Below are 21,950 nucleotides of genomic sequence, written 5' to 3'. Positions count from 1 at the left end.
CGGAGCAGCCCTACCTCCGCCGTCGCTCGCTGAAGCAGTTGACCCAGGCCCCGAATCAGGGGGTGGCGCTGGCACCACTCTCGGATCATCCAGCGAGTCAGGGGGCCATGTGAATTCCGGCGGCCACAGGCGTTGTGAGGCTAGTGTCCTGCGCCGGAGATCCGTCGTTAGTTTGTGTATGACTGCTTCTTCAGATGTGCCGGTGCCCCGTCGTGGCCCGAGGTTGGAACCGTTGTTTAGCTGTCCGCTGATGAGCGTGTGGTGTTGGAACGTTGGGCCCGGCGGGCGCCATCTCGCCCAGGCAGTGGCTTTGCGGGCCCGCATTGACGCTGGCGTGTGATGGTGCTGATGTCCCACCGATTGCTGTGGTGGCGAGGAGTTACGGATCGCGGCGGACACGGTCCGCAAGCATGGCGCCGCCGGTCTGGCCGCCCGACTGGACGGGTTGGTGGACGAGCGGCTCGGTGCCGGCCACCCACGCATCAGCGTCGACCAAGTGGACGCAGTTGTGGTCAGCATCGCTGGAGTGACATTCCGAAGAATGCCACTCACTGGTCGCGTCTCATCGATGGCCGACCGCAGCGGCCTGTCGAAGCCGACCGTGGGCCGGAGCTGAAGCGAAAGTTCCAACTCAAGCCGCACCTGACCGACACCTTCAGACTGTCGACGGACCCGTTGTTCGTCGCGAAGGCTCTATGACGTGCGTGGGCCTGTGCTTCAACCGCCCGAAGGTGCGGTGGTGTTGTCGGTCGACGAGAAGTCCCAGATCCAGGCCCTGGACCGTTCCCAGCCGGTGCTGCCCACGATGCCGGCGTGCGCCGAGCGCCGCACACATGACTACGTCCGCAACGGTCTGACCACCTTGTTCGCAGCCTTCGACGTCGCGACCGGCGAAGTCATCATACCTCACTGCACCGCCGGCACCGGGCAGCGGAGTTCAAGAAGTTCCCCATCAAGATCGAGAATGAGGTCCCTGAGCATCTGCAGGTCCACTTGATCTGCGACAACTACGGCACCTACAAGACCTCCGGTCATCAAGGCATGGCTCGCCAAACACCCGCTGCGGTTTCCACCTGCACTCCACGCCTCACAGGTTCCTCCTGGATCAACCAGGCGGAGCGGTGGTTCGGCTTCCTCGCCGACCAGAAGATCCGCCGCGGCGCACACAAAAGCGTGCGTTCGCTGGAGGCCGACATCCGCGCGTGGGTCAAGCGGTGGAACGAGAATCCTCGACCCCGTTCACCTGGACCAAGACGGCCGAAGAGATCTCGACTCACTCGCCCGCTTCTGCCAGCGGATCTCCGGCGCAGGACACTGAGCACTGCAGCAGGAGTTCGCTGTCTGACCTGGTCTTCGTCGGGTTGCGGGAGTGTAGCGGGACTCCGAAGGTGCGGGGGCGGTCTCATGGGGACCGCTCGATCAGTGCTGATTTCAGCGCCGCAGGTAGTGACAGCGGCGGGGCAGCCTCACAGAGTGATCGACGAGTATGCCGCTGCCGCACAGTGGGACCTCGAATCTCGACGAACGGCGCACTCACGCCGCACAGAGCCCTCAAAGACATCGGCGGGACCGCCCCGACCACGTACATCCAGGTCCTCACCCTGTGTGAGAGGTCAAGATGGCCGCCCCTCTCTCGAGAGGGGCCCCGGCCATCTCTGGTGCACGCCCTACTCCGCTGTCGACGACACTCTGGCCGAGGACGGCCGTCACCGCACGCGGCGGTGCTGTCCCTCATTCCCCGGCAATCTCGCAGCGATCATCCGTGCCATGGGTCCCTCGGTGCCGACAGGCCCTACGCGCGTCCACCAGTGGACTCTGAAACACCAGGGATCGCCTTATTCTGCGAATCCATTGACATCCGCCTAAATGCGGAGGAATCTCAGGAGGGTTGGAGTTCCTTTTGTGGAGCGGAGGTGGGGCACCGATGCGGGTCGGGCGCGTGCAGCTCTGCTGGTAGTTCTGCTCGTGCAGGGCGGGTGGATGCACCGGCTTTCCACGACATGGGCTCGGGGCGGCAGCAGCCCGTCTTGCCCTTGCGGGGAAGCCGCCGCCCCGAGCTCGCGCGAGCTCCCTGTGCGTTTGGTGTGTGCCGCTGAGGAGTTGGCATGAGTGAGTGTCTTGAGCACCTGCAAGGTCTTCACTGGTTCACGGCGCAGGCGTCCAACGGCAGTGGGGCGTGTGTGGAGGTGGCGTTCCTGGGGAGGGGAGCGTGGCCGTGCGCGACAGCAAGGACCGTGACATCGGGCCGTTCGTGGTGGGCGGTCAGGGCTGGTCCTGCTTCGTCCAGAGCGCCGCGGCGGGCACTGATCGGCTGAGCCGGCGGGCGCATCCTGCCACCACTGCGCAGGGCTTTGGGACTGGGTGTGTGCGTTGCGGATCGGCTGGCGCCGCGGGCGCTCGGCAGGCAACTGACGCGACCAACGCACCCACGGCACCGAACTCGGGGACCTTCACGCTCCGCTCATTGGAATGCGACTTCGGGATGCGTGGCCTTGGGGCCATCGAGGAGCGGCTGCGATATGCCCCGCAGGTGAAGGTCGAAGGAGGCTGACACGTAGTCGCGGGTGATGTACCACGCGCGTTCTCCCGACAGTGGAATGGCGGGTCCGACAGGCCCAGCTGTCCGGCCAGATACGGCAGATCCGTGAAGAGAAGTGTTCAGCGCCGGACACGGTCAGCCAGCGTTTCCACCCGCTCAGGTGCTTCCACGCCTCGGGCCAGTCGGTACTCCGGCTGTCGGGGCGGTGCGTGGATTCGGCGCCGAGCATCATGAGCGGGCGCCTACCGAGCCCTGCCGCGGCAGGGTGCAGAAAGAAGTCGCCGTCCAGGTCGACCCCGGCCCGCACACGACCATCGGCGGCCATGGTTGCCGATGCGGTCGCACCCGATCGAATGCCCGCCGATTCCGATCCGCCTCGGGTCGATCATGCGGGACAGCGCGCCCGCCTTCTCGGCCGCTGGTCAACTCGCTTATCACGAAGGACATGTCCTTGGCGCGCCCGCGTACGACAGCAGCTTGCTCCTCCGGGGTGTCGACCCGCTCGCAGGCCACACAGGTCAGCATCCGGCCGCCGGGAAGGCCGTGCCCACGGATTCGTACGCGTGGTCCACCGATGCGACGACGTAGCCGCGACTGGCGAGATCGTCAGCGAGCGAGGTCAGCGTGGTGCGCGGCATGGAGAACCCCGGGGAGAGCAGCACCAGGGGAAAACGACCTGGCGCCGGGCGCGTGCCCAGGTACGCATGGGTACGCGCCCCGGCAACCGCTTCGGGGGCACGACACCGCCGAGTCCCCTCGCCTTCAGGAGGAGCTGCGCCTCCTCGTCGGTCATGTAGGCCGCCGGTAATCCGCTCGCCGAACGTGCCGGGGTAGGACACCGTCACCATCAGCTGCCGGTGACCGCCGTCGGCACCCATGGATCGGTGCGGTTCCGCTCGACCAGGTGCAGGGTACGGCGGCCCACGGGGAACGGGCCGGTAGGGGACGGCAGCTGTAACCCGCTGCTGTACGGGACTTGGGGCGCGGCCTGCGCTGCGTTGGCGGAGGCGTCCGGTGTGGCGCCGAGAAGCGGCGCAGACAGGGCCAGGGTGAGCACGGCGGCCACAGTGACCGTGCGACGTTTGGAGATCAGCGCGGTCGAAGCTAGGCCCTGGTTCTCCACAACACGTCCGTCTCCGGGGTACGTGGTCGTACCCTGTCGGTGGATCCCGCAGACTCCGGTATCACGCAGACGGGGGCGGTCTGTGTGGTGGTGAAGGCAAGCTGATGAGAACATCAACGCCCATGCAACCGCCAGGGCCACCAACCCGACGAACCTATGTGGTCAGGGCGCTGGCCAGCGAGCGGACCGGCCAGCTCGTGGGTCCGCTCGTGCTGCCAGCTGCGCTACTGGGTTACGCCACCAGCAAGTGGTGTCACATCTGTTCCGCGATGACGCTTCGTTTCCTTGCCGAGCTTGCTCCTGCGATCCGGCAGGCCGCGGAGGCGGCTGGCCTGTCTGTGAACACGTTTGTGGCGCGTGCCGCGCGCCGTTCCGCGATGTTGGATACCGCGCAGCAATTCGCTGATCTCGGCCTCGGCGGAAGTTACCGCGGTCGCGGTGAATCGGCAGCAGCTCGCCACCGCGACCGGCTTCAGGGTGCAACGCGGCGCGGCGGCGACCGCGTCGTAAGGCCCTCACCCGGTTCGACGTTGAGAAGGCGCTGCGGCAGATCACCCGGAACCCTCCGCAGCCGGAGGAGTAGGCCACTCCCGAAGGGGTCACTCGCGGTCGGCGTGCCACTTGGCGAGGGGCACGCGGGTAGCGGGGTTGTCCTGCTGGCCGGGTTAGAAGAGACCGCACCGCGCGACCAGCCCTCACCCATCCGGCGCCACCGACGGGCCATGATCGAGGCCCTCGTGGCCGGGGTGGCCGGTGTGGCCAGGTCAGCACCGCCTGGAACCGGCGCCCGGGACGTCGTGAGCGCCGCGGGGAGAGGACGCCGTCCTGCGCAGTCGTGGCAGTGAGCCGAGGCAGTCAGTCGAGGGCTGGGACGGGCCGGCACTCCCTGTTTGGGGTGACCATGTTGCGCGCGATCAGAGGTCGTGACGAGCGCCCCCGATCCGCCCGCTTCCGTCTCGTCCGGTGCTGGCTTCTTTGGTGAGCTGGGATTCTTCTCGCGCGGACCCGGGACGGCCGGCGGGTGGTCGGGGTGGTGTCGACGCCGGCCGTGGGCGAACAGCGGCGGAAGACGGCGATGCATCGCGCTTGCTGGGGGTTCGCCGTAGCGATTACGACCAGCCCCAGGGGACAGGCGGACGTCGGTGGTGCGCCTGCTCCGACTACGCCTGGATCGTGCGCAGGGCTGACCTGGATAAACGCCTCGCTTGCTCTCAGGCGGCCGGAGCGCAGCGCATCGTGATGCTGCCGGTCGGCGGATACGGAAACCAACACTGCCGCTACTCGCTCAAAGATCCAGCCGCTCTGTTCCACCCCACAGCCTCACGGACCAGGATTTGACTGCCACCACCCTCTGTCCAGACACGGACTCCCAGGCCACGAACCGAACCCACCAACGCTTCGCCGACGCCCTGGACACAGACAAGTGACGACGTCTTGATGGGCGCCGTGACCGAAGCCGGACGAACGGGCAGACGGCACGGTCAAAAGCCGACTGAAATGCGGCTTTTGAGGGCTCCGTTTAGCGTGATTCCCATCGGTGCGCCGCCGGGGCGCCACCGGACCGTGCCGAGAGGGGCTCGTGCCCGAGAGTGAGTACGTTCCCGCGTCCCTGGTCACTCCCGACACTGTGGAGTCTTCGGCCGGCGCGTTCACCTTCTCCGACGGAATGCCGACTGCCGAGACGGTCGAGGCGGTGTACGCGCAGCTGGATCGGATGCACGGCGTCGAGGCGTATCTGGCGGGGCTGCCCGCGGTTTCCTTGTGGGCGATGCGTAAGGCGATGCTCGGCGCGGGGGTTGCCGACAACGACGTACTGCTCTTCTCCGACCTCATGGACTGCGCGTCGCTGTTCCTGACCGCGAACGCGGACACCGTCTCACTTCTTCACGTTCGTCGACCTGTCCGAAGGGCCGGTCGTGGTCGACATCCCCGAGGACTGCCTCACGGTCGCGGACGACATGTGGTTCCGCTGGGTGACCGACCTGGGCGTACTCGGGGCCGGACCGCGGGGCGGGCGGGCGCTACCTGTTCGTCGGGCCCGGCCACACCGGACCGCTTCCCGAGGGCGGCATGTTCGTCCACCACGTCCGCACCACACGGGTGTGGATGCTGGGGCGCTGCTTCCTGGAGGACGACGATCCGGCGCCGGCGGCCCGCCGCATCAAGGAGCAGCTGAAGATCACGCCGTACGTGCCCGGCGGCTACGGCACCTCGATTGGCTCGTTCCTCCTGGGCGAGGCCGCGCTCGCCCCTGCTCGGTGAACCGCGCACCCCGCGGTTCGTCGAGGGCAGCGGCCTGTCGATCAACACGGTGGCGCCGGTCGACGCCACGTACTTCACGCTCCTGGACGAGGCGGTGCAGGCCGAGCCCGCCACCGCCCTCGATCCCGAGGTTGTCGCCGGCGCCGCCGCGATCGGCATCGTCAAGGACCGGCCGTTCCAGCCGGACGCCCGCCGTCGAGGCGGTTCTCGACGACGCGGCGGCAACCGCCAACGCGTATGCGCGGGCCGTCGCGATGCGCCCGCACCCGGACGAGGGCTTCCACTTCTATCCGGGCACGGGCTCGCGGTGGACGTCCCCGCTGTTCGCCGGCGGCCACACCTTCCAGACCCCGCCACCGCTGATCACCCAGGAGGGGGTGAAGCCGTTCCCCGACCCGCGGGCGAAGATGCTCAACGCGCGCACTTCGTTCTTCTATCTGGCCACCGGCATCACCCCGGCGATGTGCATGAACCTCCCGCGGATCGGCTCGCAGTACGTCGGCGTCACGATGGACGCGCGTGGCGAGGCGCTCGACGGCTCCCGCTCCTACCGGCTGACCCTGCCGCCCGGCATCCCGGCGGAGAAGTTCTGGTCGATCACGCTCTATGACAACCAGAGCCGCTCCATGCTGGCCACGCCGCAGCGCTTCCCGCGGGCCGGCTCGCAGGCCTATCCGACCCCGGCCGCGACGGCCGAGTCCGACGGCTCGACGGTTTTGCGCTTCGCTCCCGAGCGTCCCGCGGACGTGTCCGAGGGGAACTGGGTGCAGACCGCCCCCGGTCACAACTGGTTCGCGATCCTGCGCTTCTACAGCCCGCTGCCGTCCTTCTTCGACAAGACCTGGCAGCCGGGTGAGATCGAACCGGCCGACTGAGGCCCCGCCCGCATCCGCATCCGCTCCGAAAGGCCCTCATGAACGGCTCGAACGACGCCATGCCGGCCGATGCCCTGCGCTCCATCGCGATGCCTGACCACATCGCCACCCCGCTGGGCGGCCTCACCTTCTTCGACGGCCTTCCGGACGCGGCCACGGTCTCCTCCTCGTACGACCTGCTGGACCTGATCCGCGGTATCGACGTCTACCTCAACACCATCCCGGGCGCCTCCCTCGTCGCGCTGCGCGCCGGGCTGCGCTCGGTCGGGGTGAAGGACGCGCGCACCCTCGCCTTCACCGATCCCCGGAGCCAATTCAGGGAGTTACTACCTCACGCCGAACACCGAGACGCACGTACGGGACGACGTTCCTGGATCTGCGCGCGGACGGGCCGACCGTCGTCGAGAATCCGCCCAGAGTCGCTGTGTGTCGTCGACGACTTCTGGTTCCGCTACGTCGCCGACCTCGGAATGGCCGGGCCCGACGAAGGGGCGGGCGGCAAATACCTCTTCCTGCCGCCAGGCTGGGAGGGCGAGGTGCCCGAGGGCTACTTCGTCTTCCGTTCGCCCACCTTCACCAACTGGCTCGTCGTGCGGGCTCTGGGCGGTGTACCCGCGCTGAAGAACACGAAGGTGTATCCGCTCGCGCAGGCGGACGACCCGCCGCCGATGACCCACCTCAACATCGCCGACACCCGCCACAACACCGTCCACTCCAACGACTTCTCGTACTACGAGGAAATCGACGCGCTCGTGCAGGAGGAGCCGGTGGAGGCCCTCGACCCGGAGCGAGCCGGGCGAGTGGCGGCGATCGGGATCGTGAAGGGCAAGCCCTTCGCGCCCGACGAGCGGCTGCGCGGACTGCTGGCCCAGGCCGCGCCGATCGCCGCCGGGATCGCCCGCGCGCTGGTCTACAAGCCGCGCGACCCGGCCGTCTACCTGTATCCGGGGAGTCGTCGTGGAAGACGCCCTTCGTGGGCGGGAGTTACGCGTTCCTGCGGGACGGGGCGCGACTGCTCGACGCCCGCACCCTCTTCCACTACTTCGCCACCGTCATCACCCCGGCGATGGCGGCCAAGACGGTCGGCACCGGATCGCAGTACGCATACACGGCGGAGGACTCGACAGGGGCCTGGCTGGACGGCGGGCGCACCTACCGGCCGCGACTGCCCGCCGGCGTTCCGGCGAAGAACTTCTGGGCGATGGACCTGTACGACACCCAGCATCCCGGTCGCTCCTGCAGACCGACAACCCCTACCCGGCGCTGAGCAGCCTGCCCGGAACGGTCACCGCCAACGACGACGGCTCCACCGACCTCCACTTCGGGCCCGTCGCACCCGCGGGCAGGAGACGAACTGGATCCAGACCGTGCCCGGAAAGTCGTGGTTCGGGATGCTGCGCCTGTACGGGCCGCTGGAGCCGTGGTTCGACGGGTCGTGGCGGCCCGGCGAGTTCGAGCCCGTCGAAGGTGCCGACGGTGGGTGACGCCATCGGGCAGATGCTGGCCTCGGCGGTCGGTATCGCCATCAGTCCGGTGCCTTTGATCGCCGTCGTGCTGATGCTGGCCACACCGCGAGGGAAGGTCAACGGCACGGCCTTCACGGTCAGTTGGGTGATCTCGCTCGGCGTCGTCGTGACGGCCGTCGTACTGCTCGGCTCGGGCGCCGACGCACTCCGGCGACGACGGTCCCGCCACCTGGACGCTCTGGCTCAAGCTGGTCCTCGGTGTGCTGTTCCTGCTGCTCGGCGTCAAGCAGTGGAAGGGGCGCCCGCGCGAGGGCCACGAGGCCGAGACGCCCGGCTGGATGCAGGCCATCGACAAGTTCCCCCGCCAAGGCGGCGGGCCTGGCCGCGCTGCTCGCCGTCGCCAACCCGAAGAACCTGGTCCTCGCCCTCGGCGGCGCGGTCTCCATCGCAAGCAGCGACGCCTCGGCCGGCGGCAGGACCGTCGCCGCCGCGCTGATGGTCGTCATCGGCTCACTGTGCGCGCTTGCGCCGCTCGCCGTGTATGTGCTGGGCGGATCCAACTCCGCCCATGTGCTTGCCAGTTGGAAGGAGTGGATGGCCAGGCACAATGCGGCCATCATGACCACGCTGCTCGTCGTGCTCGGAGCCAAGTACGTGGGGACGCCATCAGCGGCCTCGCCGGGTGAGTGTGCAAACACCGGGCCGTCTGCGAAGCGGCTGCCGGGGCTCGGGAAGCCGACGTCATCCGATGTCGGCTCCGGAGTCGTCACCGGCCTGTTCTCCATCCCGGAGGGGAGCTACGGCGTACGCGGCCATCGCCGGGTTCAACCCGGTCGCGGGCCTCTGCGCCGGCGTTGTCCCCGCGAGTCGTCGGCTCCCTCACCTCCCGCACCGTCCTGATGGTCACGACCTTGACCAGCTCGCTCGCCCTGATTTCACAGAGCGTGCTGAGTGATGCGGACTCGACCGAAGGCTGCCCAGCCTCGCGAGCGGACTCTTCCAGTCGCTGCTGTCGGGCGGATCGCTGTCCCGTACAGGCGTCGCGGTCTCGGCCGGGGCACGCACCCGCTGGGAGGGCCCTCCGGGTTGTGGAGCACAGTTGCGGGTCGCATTTGAGGCAAACGGTCAGTTCGTGCGCGACGCCGTGGCGTAGCGTTGCAGGAACAGTGCTTCCACGTGTGCCATGTGCTGGATCTCGGTCGGTCCACGCTCTCGTTCGGAGCGTGGATAGAGACAGCGATGGCTCTCGACACCCATGAGCACGATTTCGCGCAGCCGGATGCGATCTGCGCGAGCACGTTGCACAGATCGAGCCGCCTTGCCGCGAGGTATGCCAGCGGTTTGCCGTATGCCGCACGTGCATCGCTTCGCGAGCGCGGCGCCGGCGGGCCGTCGGTGAGCGCGCGCGGAGGCGCGGACCCGGTGCTTTCCGGCTCCACCGTGACCCGCGCACGGGCAGCGAGCGTCGGTCAGATGGGCGGTGAGAGGGCGTGAGAGCTTCGTCGGCGTCGGTCGGCGGCACGCGCAGGCTGACCCGGCCCGTGCTGTGGAGTGGCACGGAAGCCGAGGACACCACCGGCGGGCAGTCGATGCCGAGGACGGTGACGGCGGGCCGGGCCCAGAGCCGGTCCGCGACGCTGCCAGTTCCGGTCGGTTGCACGCCGTCGAGGACTCCGGCGTCGAAGCTCGGAACTGTGCGCTCGTCGTAACCGACGCCTTCCCATGTGCCGTCACAGTCGAGGCGCGTTGATGCGGGTCGCGCGCCGGTTTCTGGGTCGCTTGAGTGTCGGCAGGGCTTGGACTCAGAGGCGGCGACCGCGTCGGGCGCGGGCGCGCCGAACATGCCGGAGTGCACCTCGCCGTGGAGCGTGTCGACGGCGACGACGAGGTTCGCGAGGCCTCGCAGGGTGATCGTCGCGGTCCCCACGCCGACCTCGGCGTTGCCGGTGTCGCACACCAGCAGCGCGTCGGCCAGGAACTCCTCAGGGCTGCTGGGCGACGTATTGTTCGAGCCCGCGCCCGTGCCCTGCTCCTCTGACCCTTCGGCGGCGAACTTCAGCCCTACCGGGATGTCGTCGCCGAGGGCTCGCGGTGCCGTGAGGTGCATGACGATGTTGCCCGCCTGCGGTCGGCTGTGCCGCGTCAGCGCACCAGCGTCCGTCGCTTGCTCGGATGAGTGTGAACGAGTGGTCCAGGCGTTGTCGTCGGGCGGTGGCTGCACGTCGTAGTGGCAGTACAGGAGCTACGGTCGGCGCGCCGGGTGGTGGTAGTGGGCGGTGACCGACGACCGAGTGTGTGCCGTCGGGGTCTCTGACGAGGCGTACGTCGTGCGGTCCCGCGTCGGTGAAGGCGTCGGCGACCCATTGTGCTGCCTGCTGCGGCGCACTCCTCCGGCGGTACTGGCGTGGGTCGGCGACCGAAGGGATGGCGACGAGTTCGAGTGAGATCGGTCGGGCGCGCGCCATCAATCCGGTGATGCGGTGGCCCAGTTCGTCGGCGTGGCGGTCATCGTGATCATCGCCTCACGGTGTGCTCGGTCTTGGGTCGTCGACCTTGTCGCGGAAGTCGTCGAGAGCTTGTCGGGGCAGTAGATCTCGAGGACTTTCTCCTCGGCGCGTACGGCCTTGGTGTCGGCGATCACGGGCCGCTGACCTGGGCCCGTCGCCCCGTTGGACATGTTGATCTTCCACAGGGCGGTTTCCAGCGCGGACGCGGATCGTCGCGCACCGTCCCGCCGTCCGACCGTGCCGAGGGCGCGGACGATCGCGTCGGTGTTCGGCCTCGGGTAGCCGGCGGACTGTGCAGCGTCGGCGAGCTGGTTCGCCTTCCTTGCGGTGGCGTCGTTGGTCTTCTTCACGTTCTCGTGCCGGATGATGCCGACGTGACGGTCAGGCGAGCAGGACGATCGATCACGCCGATGTACAGCCACATGTGCTGGCTGGGCGAGCTGGGTGGGAGCTCATGCCGTTTCACCGCCATCCTGCTTGCTCCAGTCAGGTCTGCGCAGCTTGAGGAAGGCGAGTGGGATCAGCAGGCCGAGGATCGCCAGACCTGCCGCCGATGATGCCGATGTACGCCCAGACGCTGCCGCTGCCGAACCGTGAGGGGGTACGAAGCCGATGGCCAGGGCGGCGATGGACGCCAGCAGGCCGACCGTGCACAACAGGCCGAGTGCCGGGGCGCGATAGCCGCGCGGATGGTCCGGCTGGGTCTTCCGCAGCCGCATCGCGGCGGCGAACATCAGCAGAGTAGACGATGAGGTACACCTGCGTGGTGATGGTCGAGAAGATCCAGTAGACGTTCGAGACGTTGGGGATCAGTGCGTACATGAGGGCGATGACCGTGGTGACGATGCCCTGGGTGACGAGGATGTTCTGCTGGATGCCGAACTTGTTGAGCTTCTGCAGGAACGGCGGCAGATAACCCTCGCTGCGGGAGATCTCCAGAGGCCCTTGGACGGTCCCGCCAGCCAGGTCAGCATGCCGCCGAGCGAGGCCGAGATCAGCATCACCGCAGCGATCGGGGTCATCCAGCCCACATGGAAGTACGAGAAGAAGGCGTCGAAGGCTCTGCATCACACCGGCGGTCAGGCTCAGCTGATGAGCCGGCACCACTCCAGCTGATCGCCAGGGCGGGCAGGATGAAGATCACCAGCACCAGCCCCATCGCCATGAACATCGACTTCGGGTACTCCTTCGCCGGGTCCTTGAGCGAGGACACGTGCACGGCGTTCATTTCCATGCCGGAGTATGAGAGGAAGTTGTTGACGATGAGGACGAGGCTTGCCAGGCCCGTCCACCGGGGCAGCAGATGGCTGCTGTCCATCGGCGCGGCCGACGGGCTGCCCTGGCCGAGGAAGACCAGGCCGAGGACGACGAGTACGGTGCCCGGCACGAGCGTGCCGATGACCAGGCCCCACGAGGAGAGCCCTGGCGAGCGCCTTCGTACCGCGTGAGGAGACCCAGACCCCGGTCCAGTACAGGACCATGATGACGATCGCCGTGTAGACGCCGTTCGCTGCGAGTGCCGGGTCGATCACGTACGCGATGGTGCTCGCCACGAAGGCCAGCAGGCTCGGGTAGTAGAAGATCGTCATCGCGAACTGGCACCACACGGCGAGGAACCCGAGCGGCTTCGACAGCCCCTCGGCCACCCACCGGTACACACCGCCGCTCCAGCCCGACGCGAGTTCCGCGGACACCAGCGACGTCGGCAGCAGGAACACGATCGCGGGGACGATGTACAGGAACACGCAGGCAAGGCCGTACACGGCCATCGTGCGGCCCGCAGGCTGGCCACGGACGACGTCGTCATCAGCGCCAGCGTCACCCATGTCATCGTGGAGGTGCGGCGGGCGGTGCGGCCGTGGCGGGCACGCTGATCTGGCGCTGTGGGAGGTCTTCGCACGTCCATCGTGCTCATGCGCGCCTCCGGGGGCGGGATGAGACTGCGCCCAGCTCTCCGCTGGAGAGGCCGGTCGGCGTTGGTGAACTGGGCCGTTCGGGTGGGGTGCAGAGAGGGGTAAGCCCGCGAGGTCGTCGTGGGAGCGAGTTGTTCGTCCAGGTGTGTGCTGCCGAGCAGGATGGCGTTGTGGCAGGTCTGGGCGAGGCGGTCGGGCGAGTCGGGGAACAGCTGTGGGATCTGGGCGAGGGCGAGCTTGGGCAGGTGGTTGTAGACGACTGCGAGCCCGTCACTGAGCTCCCGCCGCCGGGCCGGCAGGAAGGAAGTCCGCACGCAGTGGGCGCGTTGTGCCAATCGCAGTTCGTTCACGATTCGTGGGCGGTCTCAACCAGTCCTGTGGGCGGGGTCGTTCGGGTGCTGGGGGCGAGGGTCGCGGCGGTGAGCATGCCGAGGGCGATCGCCGCGATCAGGGCGAACATGGTGCCGATGTCCTTCACGCCGTGGATCGGGCTGCCGCCGAGCCAGGCGTCCAGGCCGCGTAGCCCGTGCGAGCCGGGGTGAGGACGAAGAAGGCGGCGAGGTAGAGCACGTAGGGCGGCGGTGTACGGGGGCGGCGTCCGAGGAGGAGGCGAGACCGCGGCCATCACGGCGGCTGCGACGAAGGTTCCGGCGAGTGTGGACAGAGCGCGTACGGCGAGCAGTTGGACGCCGTACGTGACCAGGACGACGGCCAGCGCCCAGGCAGGTCGCCGCGGCGCATGCCGAAGACCAGCAGTACCCCGACGGTGAAGACCACCCAGCCGAGCCAGGCCGCCACCCAGCCCAGGTCGGGTGCGACGGGCGAGTCGGGATCTCGCTCTGTGGCATGCCCAGTGCGGCCGAGGCGAGGACGGGGCCGAACGCGAGGGCGCCGAGCAGAGCGACGGACTGCGCGAGCCGGGCTGCGCCGGCGGTGATCCGCCCCACGGACAGCTCGATCATCGCCATGGTGATCGCGTCGCCAGGGATGAACACGAACAGCACCGGAATCATCAGCTCGATCGTTCCGCCCGTCACCCAGCCCGCGTGGGACGCCGTCAGCACCACCACACCGACGACCGCCGACGCCACGAGCGGGGCGAGTCGACCCGGTCGGCCCAGGCGCTGCACGCCGACCTGGATCAGACCGACGGCAAGGCCCAGGACGGCGGTGATCCAGACCTCCTGGAGGGTGGGCTGGATCGAGCGCGCCGAATCCGACGGAGAAGAGCACGACGCCGAGCACCCGCAGCCAGGGCGCGGGTAGGGCGCGGGCGATGCCGCGATCTCCTCCAGCCGCTGTCTGGCCTCGGTCACCGGGAGCTGCCCGGACCGCACCGCGGCCAGCCACGGCTTGAGGGCGCTGACCCGGTCGAGCTGCGGGATCTCCGGCACCCCGGTCACCACGCGGGTCGCGCCGTCCATCGCCACCACGGCCGACTCCGCGAGCACCGTCACCTCGGCCCGTCGCCCATAGGCGGCGGCCACCGCACGCAGTCGGTCCTCGGAGCGCAGGTGCCCTCGAACCCGCCGGCCACCAGCAACTCCGCCAGCCGTGCGACCAGGCCAGAGCACCTCGTCACCCGGCGCCTCGCGCTCACTCGTGCCCGTCATATCGGTCAGTCTGCGGTTCCGAGAACGTCTGCGCATACCGGCCCAAAGTGCCCTAGAGGGGGGACGGCGTGGCCGATCTGGTCTCCGCCGTGACCATCGCGGACGTCACCCGGGGACTCGACCTGGCCGGCGTCGACGCCAACGCAGTCCTCGGTGCGGGCAAGGCCCGTTCGTCTTCCGCCGCTCATCATCTCCGGGCTCGGCGGCGGCATGATCCGCGATGTGCTGCGGCAGCACAGCACGCCCGTCGCCCTCACCGACTTCTGGTAGCTCGCCGTTGCCGTGTCCGCCGCGCTCGTCGCGTTCTTCATAGCGCTCGGCGGACGCCTGTGGCAACGCACCTACCTGCTGCTCGACGTACTCGCGCTGGGCCGCTGGACCACAGCAGGCGCGCAGAAGACGCTGGCCGCCGGGCTCGGGTGGCTGCCCGCCATCCTGCTGGGCACCATCACGGTCGGCGGCGGCGTGCTGCGCGACGTCCTGCTCGCGCGTCGCCCCGGTGTCTTCGAGGACCACACGCTGTACGCCACCTGCGCCGCCGCCGCGCAGCGAGGTCATCTGGGCGAACCGTTTGCCGCGCCCCGCCCGGTAGCGGTCCTGGGCCACGCCTGCGCACTGGCCCTGGGCTCCCTCGTTCCGGGCAGCGGACCCGAATCCCAGCCGACGGCCACGCCCGGCTCCGCGGAGTCGGGGCGGGCTGCGTCAGGGGGCATCGCTGCACTCCTCGGGTCGGCGGTTGTCTCTCCGACAGGAAAGCCTTCTCGCTGCGGCCTGCACGTACAGCGTGCGATCGGGTGAACGGTTCCGGCCAAGTGTCAACTGCGGGGCTTGCGGCCCCAAATGGCCACTGGATCCCTGCAGACGCAGCACCTTCCACAGCTCTTCCGCGTCGGCCTCGGAGAGGTTGACGCATCCGTGGGAGCCGGGTGGCAGATCCAGCGGGTAGTCGACGCCGTGGAACGCCTGGCCACCGTCGAAGAACTGGGCGTAGGGCATGCGCACGTTGTAGAGCGTGGAGTAGTGATGCCGGTTGCGCAGGTGGATCCGCTTCCAGCCCGTACGGGTGGGATATGTCCTGCTGCCGGAGCGGCTGTCGACCGGCCCGAAGACGTCCTTGCGGCCCTGGCGCACCCACATCCGCTGGTGGGTCAGGTCGACACAAGCGGTCCTGACCCCGGTGGTGGCCGGGCATTCGGCCGCTGCAGCGGCGGCGCCGGACGGCAGCGATGCCGGACCGCTGAGCAGGACGGTCAGAGCGAGCAGGACGATCGTGACACGCATGGCCCTCCGCCGGTCGGAGCGTGTGGTGGTGGCTGTCGCACGAAGGTAGAGCGGCCACGGGCACCTCGCACCCCGGGACCGACTCCCCGGGTGATCCTCGGCGGCATCCGTGGTCTGACGCCCCGTCCGCCGAAGGCGGGCACGGCGAGACGGACATGCATGCACGGGACGGCCGGCGCCGGTGACTCGCACCCGCGCCGCCCCGACATGGAGGTGCAGGTCCATGGGTGTGCAGGCACAACTGCCGCGCGGCAGAGGGCTGATGGCTCGCTTGGTCGGCATCGCGCTGCTGGTTGGCGCGGCTGTGAGCCCGGCCACGACCGCGTACAGCGCGCCGAACGCCGGCGGTGACGGCCAGCCGCCGGACGTGCACCCGCGGCGTTGCACCCAGCCCAAGCGGCGAGGACCCGATGCCGCAGGGCTGGAAGTGCGGCTACGTCGACGTACCGCTGGACTACGGCCGCACCGGCCGGACCGCCGCACCCACGGTGCGGCTGGCCATCGCTCACCGGCCCGCCGACACGCCCAAGGGCCGGATCGGCGCCCTGTTCTTCAATCCCGGCGGACCCGGCGGTTCCGGCATCGACATCGCGCGCGGCGGCGGCTGGGAGAACTACGTCGGCCCGCAGGTCAAACGCCACTTCGACCTGGTGACCTGGGACCCGCGCGGCGTCGGTGAGAGCACCCCGGCGCTGAGGTGCGCGGCCACCGACCAGGCCCGCGACGCGCTCGACGAAGCGATGGCCCCTACAGCGCGCCGCGCACCACGAAGGAATTGAACGGCACCCTGCGTACGTCCGACTCCCTGGCCGCGTCCTGCCACCGTCAACGGACTGCGCGCCACCCCCGCCCGTCCCTGCTGCCGCACATGTCGACGATGGAGAACGTGCGCGACCTGGACCGGCTGCGCATGGCGTTCCACGACCCGAAGCTGAACTACTTCGGCGTCTCCTACGGCACGACCATCGGCGCGGTGTACCGCAACGTCTTTCCGAACACGGTGCGTTCGATGGTGCTGCACGGCGTTGTCGACAACCCGGCCCGCTTCAACGACTTCCGGCGTTACGTCGTCTCCGACGCCTACGAGTCGAACCGCACCATGTCGGCCATGCTCATGGCCTGCGACCGGGCGGGCCGGTCCGCATGCGCGTTCGCGGGCGGCGCGCAGTCCAAGTACGACCGGCTCACCAAGCGCCTCGGCAGCACCGGCGCAGGTGGCGTCGATTTCCTCCAGGCGTGGTTGCAGACCGTCGGCACGGCCCTGCGCCCTCGGCAACACGTTCCGGCCGAACGAGCGCGGCCCGCCGCCGAGAACCTCCAGGCCTCTACCAGGCGGTGTTCCCCACCGACGGAAGAAGAGAACTGCGGTTGCCGCAGCTGAAGCCCGTCCCCGAGCCGCCCTCGGACAGCGCGCCCTGGCTTCCTACAGCGCCGACCACACCAGCGAGGACGTCTCGATCGTCACCAACTGCCTCGACTTCCCGCTCACCCCGCGCACCGAGGCCGGATGGGCCGGCATCTGGGTGCCGCCCGGGCCGCTTCGCTGGTCGATGGCTCCGGCATCACCGCCGCTTACGCGACCTGCCGCAGCCTGCGCGACCGCTCCAACCTGCCCCGCTACACCGGCCCGTGGAACCGCGGCAAGGGCCCAGTCCTCCTCCTCAACGAAACCCACGACCAGGCCACGTCCCTGGCCTGGGCCCAGCGCATGAAGGCCGCGCCCGGCTCGCCGCTCCGCGCTCGTGCCCCTCACCGGATTCGGGCACGGCATTCCTGCACCCTGCAGTGTCGACCAGACGTCCCAACACCTGATGACGGCCCGGCTTCCCGCCAGGGGAACACGGTGCAGCGACGGGCACACACCAACCCGTTCGTCTCGTAGCACCCCGCACGCGGAACCGGTTCAGACGCGGCGGCGTCGACGCCGTACGGCCGTCATGACAGTGGCTCCGGCGCTCAGCAGAAGGACGGAACCGATGGCCGCCGCTGTTGCCGTCCGGTCCGTGCCGGTGTCCGCCAGACCGCCGCCGGACCCCGAATTCCCGCCCGAAGGGCTGGGCGCCGGCGAAGGCGTGACCGTTGAGGTGGGGGTCGGACTGGGTGAGGGCTGAGGGCCGCTCCCTCGACGGTCCAGACACCCTGGGCGTCGTTGTCGGTGTCGGACCGGTCGGTGTCCGTGTCCAGCGTCGGCACGACGAGCGGGTTGAGGTGCTCGGCGATGACGTCCGCATACCCGTCGCCGTCGAGGTCGGTGGCCTCGTCCTCGGGGAGGGGCGCAACGTAGGCGACGTTTTTCATCGTCGTACGGGCGCTCGGCTCGGCAGTGATGCGTACGGTGACGGTGAGCACGGGCCCGTCGGCGCCGGGAGGCAGCGCGGTGCCGGCCGTCGCCGTCAGGCCCTTCACCGTGTAGCCTCGAGCCGCTCAGGGAGACGAGGTCGACGCCGTCGGGCAGCAGCTGGTGGATGGACCAGCCCGCGGGGGCGGCGGCGGGACCGTCGTTGTGCGGTGTCAGCTCCCAGGTCACGAGGTCGCCGACGTGGTGGTCCGCGGAGTCTTTGCCGGTGACGGTCTCGGTGAGGGACAGTTCCGAACAGTCGGTCGGATACAGCGCGGGCGCCTCGGTGAGTTCGTGGACCTGCGCCCCACCACCGTCGAAGACGAGGCTCCCATCGCGGTACCCGGTGGCCCGGCACGGCGAACCCCAGTCGTTCGGATTGTCATAGTCGCGCGCGTCGACGGCGACGGGGTGTCCGCCGCGCGCTGGCGGGCCCGGTTCGCCGTGGCTGCGGTGTCGTCGCCTGCCACCGCGTTCGCGTAGTTCCGTACGGCGGTCGAGTCCGCCGGGAAGGTGTTGCCGACGGCGAGCAGCGGGTCCCGCAGGGTCCGGCGGGCGGCGTCGGGTGCGCTCGCGTCCGGGAGCCGACCTGATCCACGTGCCGGTGCCCTTGAACGTGTTGTCGCGTACGTCGATGTCCGAGGAGGAGTACGAGCCGGACGTCGCGGCGTCTTCGTAGAGCGGGGCGGCCATGACCGCTGCCTGGCTCTCGGCGGGCTCGGACTGGGTGACGGTGTTGGAGGCGACGGTGACGCCGTGCGCCGGGGCGGCGACAACCGTGCTCGGCTGGCCGGAGACGGTGTTCTTCGTGAACGTGACGGTGCTGGTGCCGGTGTACAGGCGCAGCCCGGCGCGGTTGCCGCTCATCGTGTTGTCGTGGACGTCGATGTCGTGGCTGACGCCGAAGGCCGCGTCCCCGGCGCTGAGGCTGCCGAGCGCCTTGTTGTCGCTGAAGGTCGAGCCGCTCACCTCCAGGTCGGCGACGCCCCGGCTGTACAGGGCGTTCTCGGCGACGTTCGCGACGCTTCGAGGCGGTGACGGTGGCGCCCGAGGTCCCCGAGTAGAAGAACCGCAGGCGCCGCCGTCGATCGAGGAGCGGTCGACGGCGACGTCCTGCGAGTCGTATGCCTTGAGGATCGCGAGAACCGGCGGGCCCGGTGGCCCCTTCAGATGCCCGGTGACGGTCACGTTGCTGACGTCTACATCGGTGGACTGGTGCACCACGACGGCGCCTCCGGTGACCTCCGCCTGTACGTCACTGATCTCGGGGCTCTTCGTGGCGAGCAGCGAGATGCCGGTGGAGGAGGCCACCGGACCGGTGATCTTCAGATCCTTGAGCGTGATGCCGGTGCGGTCGGAGGCGGGCGTGAAGGAGCTCTGTGTTGCGACGCCGGTGTTGAAGTCGCTGATTGTCGCGCCGGTGACGGTTGCCCGGCCGGCGTTCATCAGGTTGATGCCGCTTCCTGTGCCGACGCCCGTGAGCTCCGGTTCGGTGACGCTCGCGCCTTGGGTCGAGCCGAGGGCGATGCGCGCCGGTCGTCACGCGCGGTGACCACCGGGAGGTGATCTTCGGGCCGGCTCCCTCGTTGTCGAGGTGGGTGTAGACGCCGTTGCTGAAGTGGCTCACGACGGGTTGGTCGAGGGTGACGCCGGTGGCCTTGTGGATCTGGATCCCGACGGAGTTCGCGGTGTCGGTGCCGGTGACGTGTGCCGAGGTGACGGTGGCCTTGTCGGTGGAGCCGAGGGCGATGCCCTCCCTCCCGGCGCCGGTGACTCTGGCGGCGTCGATGGTCGGTCCGGGCGCGGTGCTCGTCGTGCTCGCGCCGATGCCTCGGGAGAAGCCGGTGACCGTCGGGGAGGTGAGGGTGGCGCTGCTGGAGTTGGCCAGGTCGATACCGGTGCCGGTGGTGGCGGTGTTGGTCACGGTGGTGCCGGTGACGGCGGGCGCGGTGGCGGTGCCCAGCGAGATGCCGCTGGTCGCGCCGGAGACGGTGCCGCCCTTGATCGCGATGCCGGAGGCCGTCGAGGCGGCGGTGGCCGTGATGCCGGTGGCCACGCCGCTGATGGCGGGGTCGGTGACCGTGGCGGAGCCGGTGGTCAGGTTGATGCCGTAGGAGGAGATGTCTGGTCGCCGCCGTGCATCGTGAACCGGCTGATGCTCACACCGGTCGCAGCGGCGGCGAGCTGGATGCCGGTGGGCCGCAGGACGGCGTTGGCTGACGACCTTGATGCCGTCGAGTGCGGCGTCCGCGGTGTTCACGAGAACCGTCGCGCCCGTCGCGGAGACACCGAACGTCACAGCACTCGCGGCGCTCAACCCGCCCCCGGCCACGGTGAACTGGGCGAAGAGGGTCGACGCACCCGACGCGTCGAGCAGCACCCGGCGCGGTACGGTGAGCCGCTTGGCGAAGACGTAGTCGTTCGGGTCGAACGACACCGTCTCGCCCGTCGGCGGCAGCGTTGAGTGCGGCCTGAAGCGTCAACAGGCTGGAATCCGCAGGGCGTTGAGCGGGGTTCCAACCCAGGCCATCTTCACGGTGTCGGCGTTCTCGACGACATCTGCCCCTGGCAGGCGGCGAAGCGCCAGCCGCCGGGAAGGTGGGCCAGGCTGGTCCGACGGGCCCACGACAGAGGCTGCGAGCGCGGCGGCGAGCAGCGCGGTACGGACCCGGCGACGGCTGACTGGACTGCTGCTGACCACGTGACCCCATCCTGCACTTGTTGTAGGTACATACTTTTGTCATATATTTGGCCGGTTAGTTCAAGAGGACACGCTCATTCATGACATCACATGCAAAATCACGATGTGTTCTCACTGGATGGGTCGCTATCGCGGTGCCGACAATGCCGGCCTCTCTGCCTCACCTGGGCTCGCTGACACCGTTAATCGCAGCTTTGCGAGATGGAGGAGCGGCGCGAGCGCGAGGCCGCAGAGTAGGAGCAGTCGGGCCCTGCAGGCCCATCTCCGGGCCGACACGCGCGCGAGCGGCCCGCAGCGCTCGGCGATCGGTCCCGCCTGAGCAGGGTAGGCCAGACGTCGGATGGCGGCCTGGAGTCCCGCCCTGCGGGCGGGAGTCAGACACGCTCCAGATTGGAACTACGGGCGAGTGTTGTCTTCTTGGTGGTGGCGCAGGGTTGTGTGGCGGCGTCGGAAGCCGGAGGCTAGTTGTTGCGCTCTGCTTAACGTCGTCGAGGGTGGGGTGGCGGCTTTGCGGCGCGGATGCCGTCCTGGGCCAGTCGTTTGAGGAGAGCCTCAGGGGATGGTGGCTCGCCCAGTTCTGCGTATTGCTCGGCCACCGTTTGTAGATGCGTTGTTCGAGGGCGTAGCGGCGCAGGGTACTGGGACTGACTGGCCTACCTTTGGCTCCGCGAATGCCCAGGTCAGCGAGGTGTTGGGAGAGTTCTTCGAAAGCGGCCGCGCCTTTGGGTTCTGTGTTGTTGTGAGTGTTGAGGTAGTGCTGGTAGGCGAGGAAGTACTGGTCGGGGGCCGTGAGGTGCGGCGCTTCCGACGGTGTGCTTTGAAATGCACTGGCGGCGTTCTGGCCGAGTGGGACGTCAATCGTGCTGCGGGGCTGCCTGGATGGCACGGGGGCCGGTGGGACGACTGATCTGGGCGTCGTGTCCGGTGCCTCATCCGGCTCCGGCTCCGGCTTCGGAGGTGGCGGGTACCCGTGGGGCTGGTCCGGCCGCAGGTGAGTGCTCGGCTGACTCAGGTACTGGTCGTCCTCCTGGTAGAGCGACGACTCGACCTGTTCCGCCTCTGGGTCGGCGCCCACTTGGGCCTCTGGCGTGGTGGCCCTGTCCAGGGCCCGCCCGACCAGGTTGGGCAGTTCGGTGTTCTCAGCGAGGAAGGGCTCTGGCCGGTGCATCGTTGGGCTTTGGCCGGGCTGGACGGCGCCATGTACGTGGTGCTGGCCGTGAGCGGACTGGTTGAGACCGACTGGTGCTCCATGGACTGTCGGAGGCTGTTGGAGGGCGCCGGGGAGGCCTTCGTGTTGGGTGTCTGATCCAGCAGCGTCTCGGTGGGTGCGAA

At 69.0% G+C, this 21,950-nt stretch carries 13 protein-coding genes and 7 pseudogenes; 11 read left to right on the top strand and 9 right to left on the bottom strand.

The annotated features are described in order from the left end of the window. Positions 1 to 240: 240 nt before the first annotated feature. Positions 241 to 1,318 (top strand): annotated as a pseudogene (locus RBJ77_RS49485) (IS630 family transposase). A 1,143-nt stretch (positions 1,319 to 2,461) separates the two neighbouring features. Here the strand turns inward: RBJ77_RS49485 and RBJ77_RS49480 are convergent. Then, positions 2,462 to 3,629: pseudogene (locus RBJ77_RS49480) on the bottom strand (alpha/beta hydrolase family protein). A 2,040-nt stretch (positions 3,630 to 5,669) separates the two neighbouring features. Between RBJ77_RS49480 and RBJ77_RS49475 the strand changes: the two are divergent. The 5 genes and pseudogenes from RBJ77_RS49475 to RBJ77_RS49455 form a co-directional block, all read left to right on the top strand. Further along, positions 5,670 to 5,924, top strand: a pseudogene (locus RBJ77_RS49475) (DUF1254 domain-containing protein); the annotation flags it as partial. A gap of 131 nt (positions 5,925 to 6,055) precedes the next feature. After that, positions 6,056 to 6,799 carry a DUF1214 domain-containing protein gene (locus tag RBJ77_RS49470; RefSeq protein WP_372350956.1) on the top strand — a complete coding sequence of 248 codons (744 nt, stop codon included), beginning with the start codon at positions 6,056 to 6,058 and terminating at the stop codon, positions 6,797 to 6,799. A 38-nt stretch (positions 6,800 to 6,837) separates the two neighbouring features. Further along, a pseudogene (locus tag RBJ77_RS49465) lies at positions 6,838 to 7,389 on the top strand (DUF1254 domain-containing protein); the annotation flags it as partial. Positions 7,390 to 7,865: 476 nt separating this feature from the next. Beyond that, entirely contained in the window at positions 7,866 to 8,066 is a 201-nt protein-coding gene (locus RBJ77_RS49460; protein ID WP_372351539.1) for a DUF1214 domain-containing protein, read from the top strand. Between the two features lie 230 nt (positions 8,067 to 8,296). Then, positions 8,297 to 8,859 (top strand): annotated as a pseudogene (locus RBJ77_RS49455) (GAP family protein); the annotation flags it as partial. 172 nt (positions 8,860 to 9,031) lie between these two features. Here the strand turns inward: RBJ77_RS49455 and RBJ77_RS49450 are convergent. The 5 genes and pseudogenes from RBJ77_RS49450 to RBJ77_RS49430 form a co-directional block, all read right to left on the bottom strand. After that, a complete protein-coding gene (locus RBJ77_RS49450; RefSeq protein ID WP_372350955.1) occupies positions 9,032 to 10,486 on the bottom strand; it encodes a hypothetical protein in 1,455 nt (484 codons plus the stop codon). A 243-nt stretch (positions 10,487 to 10,729) separates the two neighbouring features. After that, the gene (locus RBJ77_RS49445) at positions 10,730 to 11,122 is read right to left on the bottom strand and encodes a hypothetical protein (protein ID WP_372350954.1); all 393 of its coding nucleotides are present in this window, start codon (positions 11,120 to 11,122) and stop codon (positions 10,730 to 10,732) included. Positions 11,123 to 11,224: 102 nt separating this feature from the next. Beyond that, positions 11,225 to 12,687 (bottom strand): annotated as a pseudogene (locus RBJ77_RS49440) (APC family permease). Positions 12,688 to 13,031: 344 nt separating this feature from the next. Continuing rightward, positions 13,032 to 13,310 (bottom strand): hypothetical protein, encoded by a 279-nt coding sequence (locus RBJ77_RS49435; protein WP_372351581.1) that lies wholly within the window; start codon positions 13,308 to 13,310, stop codon positions 13,032 to 13,034. A gap of 250 nt (positions 13,311 to 13,560) precedes the next feature. Then, a pseudogene (locus tag RBJ77_RS49430) lies at positions 13,561 to 14,298 on the bottom strand (threonine/serine exporter family protein); the annotation flags it as partial. Between the two features lie 210 nt (positions 14,299 to 14,508). Between RBJ77_RS49430 and RBJ77_RS49425 the strand changes: the two are divergent. Both RBJ77_RS49425 and RBJ77_RS49420 read left to right on the top strand, forming a co-directional pair. Continuing rightward, positions 14,509 to 14,568 carry a hypothetical protein gene (locus RBJ77_RS49425; protein WP_372351538.1) on the top strand — a complete coding sequence of 20 codons (60 nt, stop codon included), beginning with the start codon at positions 14,509 to 14,511 and terminating at the stop codon, positions 14,566 to 14,568. 12 nt (positions 14,569 to 14,580) lie between these two features. Further along, a complete protein-coding gene (locus tag RBJ77_RS49420) occupies positions 14,581 to 15,096 on the top strand; it encodes a trimeric intracellular cation channel family protein (RefSeq protein ID WP_372350953.1) in 516 nt (171 codons plus the stop codon). On the opposite strand, the gene RBJ77_RS49415 is transcribed toward RBJ77_RS49420, so the two are convergent. After that, positions 15,001 to 15,579, bottom strand: a complete 579-nt coding sequence (locus tag RBJ77_RS49415; protein ID WP_372350952.1) for a L,D-transpeptidase — start codon at positions 15,577 to 15,579, stop codon at positions 15,001 to 15,003. The two genes, RBJ77_RS49420 and RBJ77_RS49415, sit on opposite strands and share 96 nt — an antisense overlap. A 410-nt stretch (positions 15,580 to 15,989) precedes the next feature. Here RBJ77_RS49415 and RBJ77_RS49410 point away from each other — a divergent pair, with 410 nt between their 5' ends. Beyond that, positions 15,990 to 16,358, top strand: coding sequence for a hypothetical protein (locus RBJ77_RS49410; RefSeq protein ID WP_372350951.1), 369 nt, complete (start codon positions 15,990 to 15,992; stop codon positions 16,356 to 16,358). After that, complete coding sequence (locus tag RBJ77_RS49405; RefSeq protein WP_372350950.1) at positions 16,355 to 16,960, top strand: alpha/beta fold hydrolase; 606 nt, start codon at positions 16,355 to 16,357, stop codon at positions 16,958 to 16,960. The genes RBJ77_RS49410 and RBJ77_RS49405 overlap by 4 nt, the downstream gene beginning before the upstream one ends. A 522-nt stretch (positions 16,961 to 17,482) precedes the next feature. Here RBJ77_RS49405 and RBJ77_RS49400 read toward each other — a convergent pair. Both RBJ77_RS49400 and RBJ77_RS49395 read right to left on the bottom strand, forming a co-directional pair. Next, on the bottom strand, positions 17,483 to 19,105 hold the full coding sequence (locus tag RBJ77_RS49400; RefSeq protein WP_372351537.1) for a right-handed parallel beta-helix repeat-containing protein: 1,623 nt from the start codon (positions 19,103 to 19,105) through the stop codon (positions 17,483 to 17,485). 67 nt (positions 19,106 to 19,172) lie between these two features. Further along, entirely contained in the window at positions 19,173 to 20,354 is a 1,182-nt protein-coding gene (locus tag RBJ77_RS49395) for a NosD domain-containing protein (protein ID WP_372350949.1), read from the bottom strand. A gap of 1,234 nt (positions 20,355 to 21,588) precedes the next feature. Here RBJ77_RS49395 and RBJ77_RS49390 point away from each other — a divergent pair. Next, on the top strand, positions 21,589 to 21,924 hold the full coding sequence (locus RBJ77_RS49390) for a hypothetical protein (RefSeq protein WP_372350948.1): 336 nt from the start codon (positions 21,589 to 21,591) through the stop codon (positions 21,922 to 21,924). Positions 21,925 to 21,950: the final 26 nt, after the last annotated feature.

The organism is Streptomyces sp. KL116D (genome assembly GCF_030766975.1).
Lineage (GTDB): Bacteria > Actinomycetota > Actinomycetes > Streptomycetales > Streptomycetaceae > Streptomyces > Streptomyces longispororuber_A.
Note: the sequence above shows the minus strand (reverse complement) of the source record. Positions and strands in the feature narration are given on the sequence as shown.